Annotated in this window: 4 protein-coding genes; 1 reads left to right on the top strand and 3 read right to left on the bottom strand. The window is 46.5% G+C overall.

Annotation, left to right across the window (positions count from 1 at the left end; all coding sequences use genetic code 11):
• Positions 1-266: 266 nt before the first annotated feature.
• The gene (gene mobV, locus F5984_RS26410) at positions 267-1,568 is read right to left on the bottom strand and encodes a MobV family relaxase (RefSeq protein WP_152127406.1); all 1,302 of its coding nucleotides are present in this window, start codon (positions 1,566-1,568) and stop codon (positions 267-269) included.
• Between the two features lie 145 nt (positions 1,569-1,713).
• The gene (locus F5984_RS26405) at positions 1,714-2,493 is read right to left on the bottom strand and encodes an alpha/beta fold hydrolase (RefSeq protein ID WP_185155659.1); all 780 of its coding nucleotides are present in this window, start codon (positions 2,491-2,493) and stop codon (positions 1,714-1,716) included.
• 82 nt (positions 2,494-2,575) lie between these two features.
• On the opposite strand from F5984_RS26405, the gene F5984_RS26400 reads away from it, so the two are divergent.
• Complete coding sequence (locus F5984_RS26400) at positions 2,576-3,016, top strand: cytochrome c maturation protein CcmE domain-containing protein (protein WP_152127401.1); 441 nt, start codon at positions 2,576-2,578, stop codon at positions 3,014-3,016.
• 280 nt (positions 3,017-3,296) lie between these two features.
• On the opposite strand, the gene F5984_RS26395 is transcribed toward F5984_RS26400, so the two are convergent.
• Positions 3,297-3,785, bottom strand: a complete 489-nt coding sequence (locus tag F5984_RS26395; RefSeq protein WP_152127399.1) for a helix-turn-helix domain-containing protein — start codon at positions 3,783-3,785, stop codon at positions 3,297-3,299.
• Between the last annotated feature and the right edge of the window lie 167 nt (positions 3,786-3,952).

Here is a 3,952-nt window from a genome sequence, read left to right as displayed (position 1 = left end):
ACACTTTTTCATGTGACTAACCCAAAAACAGATCACAATAAGCTATTGTGATGATCGTCACAATACTGATGTGATTGCAAACTCGATAACTAATTAATAATCAATTATTTATATACTCTCTCTCTCTCTATCTCCTAATACACACTTTTACAGCGTCGCAGACTCCTACTTTTTAAGCGGATTTGTGTGTAGTGATTGGGGCTTACCGCCCCAAACCCCGTAGGTTTTTTTAGGCATATCCCACCCCAACTGTACGGGGCTGTCGCCTACATGCCTAAACCGCGCCCTCGACTCTGCCGCAGTTTGGGCTTCAGTTCTTCTTGCCTGACCTGCTCGACACGTTGGTTGACTAATTCGCGTAGGGACTTCCCCTCGAAGCGCTCGGTGGCCACGTTGATCTGTACCCCGCTCTTTGGTTCGATCACTAAGCTGGTTTTGCCTTCGGGGGTCTGGGTGAACTCATAGCCCCGTTTCTCCATGCTCTGCCGTAGTTGCTGGCCAGCCTGGTTAACATCGCTGGTGGTGATGCCCTGCACACTCTGCACGAGGTCTTTTTCAAGTTGGGGCATTACTCGACCTCGTACTTTTTGGGCGGTTTGCTGGCTCCACTCTGGATTCAACCGTTTTTCGTCCATCAGTACGGCCACTTTTTCAACCAACTGAGTCGTCTTGCTCAATTGCTGGGCTACCTGCTGGGCTTTCTCGTGATTGGCCTGTTTTAGGCTCTCTGCCGTGTCCAATCGCTGTTGGAGTACTTTTCCCTGTTCTTTGGCGGTCGCGTTCGCTACGGCCGCATTTTGGGCGATCTGGGCGGCTTTCTGTACCTCGGCAAGCCTGCGGTTGTATTCAGCGTTAATCTGGGCCTCCTGCTGCTGTCTCCAGCGTTCCAAGTTGAGCAAATCCAGTACATCCGGTTTACTGACCTGTAGGGGTTCATTTTGTTGCTGAATGGGGGCCAACTCTTTTTGAATTTCCTGCCGCTGGGCCTGCTGAAGGCCATAAATGTGCTTCATCTCGACGTGTCGCGCCCGGCTCCCTTCGATTCCCCTTTCCAACCCAAACGGTTTCATGGCCTGGGCGTAGTCGGTTTGGAGCTGGCGCAGGGTCTTAGGGTTGAACAGCTCTTTGGCACAAAGCCGCCCGTCGGCCGTGACCGGCACAACGACGGCGTGAATGTGAGGCGTTTTTTCGTCCTGATGCAGCGTGAAAGCAACCAGGTTTGGCCCGTACTGGCGTTGCATAAAGTCCAGATTAGCCTTTACCCAGGTGCTGTTTCTATAGTCGCCGGTTGCCTGGCCTGTTTCGTCACGTTTGAATCGTTCCGGGCTGGCCGTTAGAATAAACTCCATACCCTGAACCGCATCCTGACGCATTTTGGTAATGCCGGCATCGTGTAGCCGCTCCTCGATGGCAGGGCCTAAGCGGGTGTAGGTGTTGACGTACTCCTGATTGAGGTGCTGGCGGCTGGCATCCGCGTTGGGAACTTGGGCGTGGCGGTAGTTGTGATCGGACTTACCGCTAATGCTTCCGGCTCCCTTCACTTTGGCAACTCGACAAATGGCTTTCATCTTTTTCCCCCTTTGTTCTCTTTTTCCCGTAAGGCGCACACTTTGCCCGTCCTGAGACGACCGAAGGGAGGTGTCAGAACGGGCAAAGTATAGTGCGTTATACTTTTTGCAAAACTCCCGGCAGCGCAAAACTACGCGGTTATCTTCACAATAAGTACTTTTTATAGAAGTGTATGACTTGTTCGATCACCAATTTTGGCTTATCATGAGGTATGTTATGTGTGCTTCCTTTTGCGAAAACTAAACTCCGGTTTCGAGAGGCTTTAACTAAATCACGTTGGTCAGCTTTAAATCTCTCGTTTTCCTTAGCTTCCAAAAAAGGGCCAGTCTCTGCCATAATATTTAGCACAGGAATGGTAGTTGGTAGAGGCACTTGCCTCACATAGTTACTATTGTGCTCCATCTTAGCAAGTACATAGTACAAGCTCATGTATTCACTCTCGAAGTCTTTTCGGTTAAGGCTTTGAAAATACCTTCGGGCGAATCGCATATCTGTATATGACGGTATTCTTGGGTCGAGGAGAAGGATACCTTTAACCTGTTTTGGATGCCGAGCCGCATACAATCGATTGTAAAAACCTCCTAACGAGTGTCCGACAAGCAACAGATTGTCGTCACTGTAACCGAGTCTCTGTAACGCACTTTCTAAGCCTTTGATTTCTTGTAAGATACTGTAGTTCAGCGTATCTAAACTACTTCTACCAAAACCAGCACGATCATAAGTGATTACTGTCGCGTGTGAACGATGATGTATTACCGTGGCAATTGAGTCCCATTGGGTTGCATCAAGTCCACCACCAGATTCAAAGAGTATAGGCGAATTATCTCCCTTTAAAATCCTAAAGTGAAGTTTGTAGGAGCTAACATTGAGAATTGTATCTATTAACTGTGCATTGGCATTTATAGCTGTGAGTAACAGCAGCATGGATATAGTTCGCATAGAGTATTTCATCTGCCCACAAAAGTGTGTCAAAACACTAACTTTGCCCCACACAGACACTTAAATTATGAAACTCTCACATATCGTTGGTCTCGTCGTTATTGCGGTTGCAATTGGTATTATCGTTGCTACAGCAGGTGACGCGAGTGTTTATGTCACATTTGGCAAAGCAGTAGAAATGGCTCGAAGTGGTGATGAAGATATGGTTCACGTGGTAGGTGACCTCAGAAAAGACACTAAAGGCTATGTTCTGGACACTTGGTATAAGCCTGAGGTAGACCCTAACCACTTTGAATTTATCCTCACTGATGACGACAAAAAAGCCATGAAAGTTATTTACGGTGCTCCCAAACCGCAGGACTTTGGCAAAGCTGAGCGAGTGGTCATCATTGGAAACATGGAGGAGAATCATTTTAGGTGCAAGAAAATTTTGCTTACCTGCCCCTCCAAGTACCAAGATAATCGGCTTGAAACAACCGAATATTCTGTCGAAAAGAGCCGCATTTAGCTTAATTGAAGCCTGCGACGCTGTACCATTCTTGGGGTTTTAGGTGAAAAACCAAGGTTTTTTTCTTCCCTTCTATTCTTTTCCCTGTGGCCCAGATCGGTGGTCTATCGGAGAGTTAAAACGTACAGTTGGGGTGGGATATGCCTAAAAAAACCTCGTGGCCGTAGGACACGAAAAAGCCCCGATCTGGCTTAGAGCTATCAAGATCGGGGCAACGCACGGTTGTACGTGGATTAGCTTATCCCTGGCCGGTTGGTCCTCACCAGAGCCGGTTTCCGTTTCAGCTAATGACTTTACTACGCTTTTTAGTTGGCCTGGGCTTGACGTGGCCAACGAGTTGCGTATCGAACAAGGGTTTATCCTCCTCCTGTTGTTCAAATTCAGAAATAAATACCTTGGCATCGAAGTGAGCATACTTCTTTGCTTCTGCTGTATCGCGCCAAACTATTTGAGCATTCAATGCAAATATGTGTGTGTTACTTGACCTAAAAACGGTTAACGCTTTCTTCTCTTTCAGATACTTAATTGCTAAGTAAACTGTGTTTTTGTGAAGTCCTAAATTCTCTGCTATAGCCTGTTGACTGGCCACCAAAGCGTTTCGATTATCCATGTATTTGACAACCCATAAGAAGACATTTAATGCCGTTGGGTTCTCTTTTGTCATGAGCATAATCAAGTCTAAATGGTCGTCATACAACTGCACGAAATTAGCATTTACGCGCTTCACCTCTCCGGTTTCAAAGCTGACACTATCCTTTTCGTGAACCATAACAGTGATGTGATTTACATCACAAAGCTAAGTGATCTTTTCACATACTCATGTGATTCACACACTTTTTCATGTGACTAACCCAAAAACAGATCACAATAAGCTATTGTGATGATCGTCACAATACTGATGTGATTGCAAACTCGATAACTAATTAATAATCAATT

Origin of the sequence: Rudanella paleaurantiibacter (assembly GCF_009184635.1) — a bacterium.
Lineage (GTDB): Bacteria > Bacteroidota > Bacteroidia > Cytophagales > Spirosomataceae > Rudanella > Rudanella paleaurantiibacter.
This window is presented reverse-complemented; position numbering and strand designations above follow the sequence as displayed.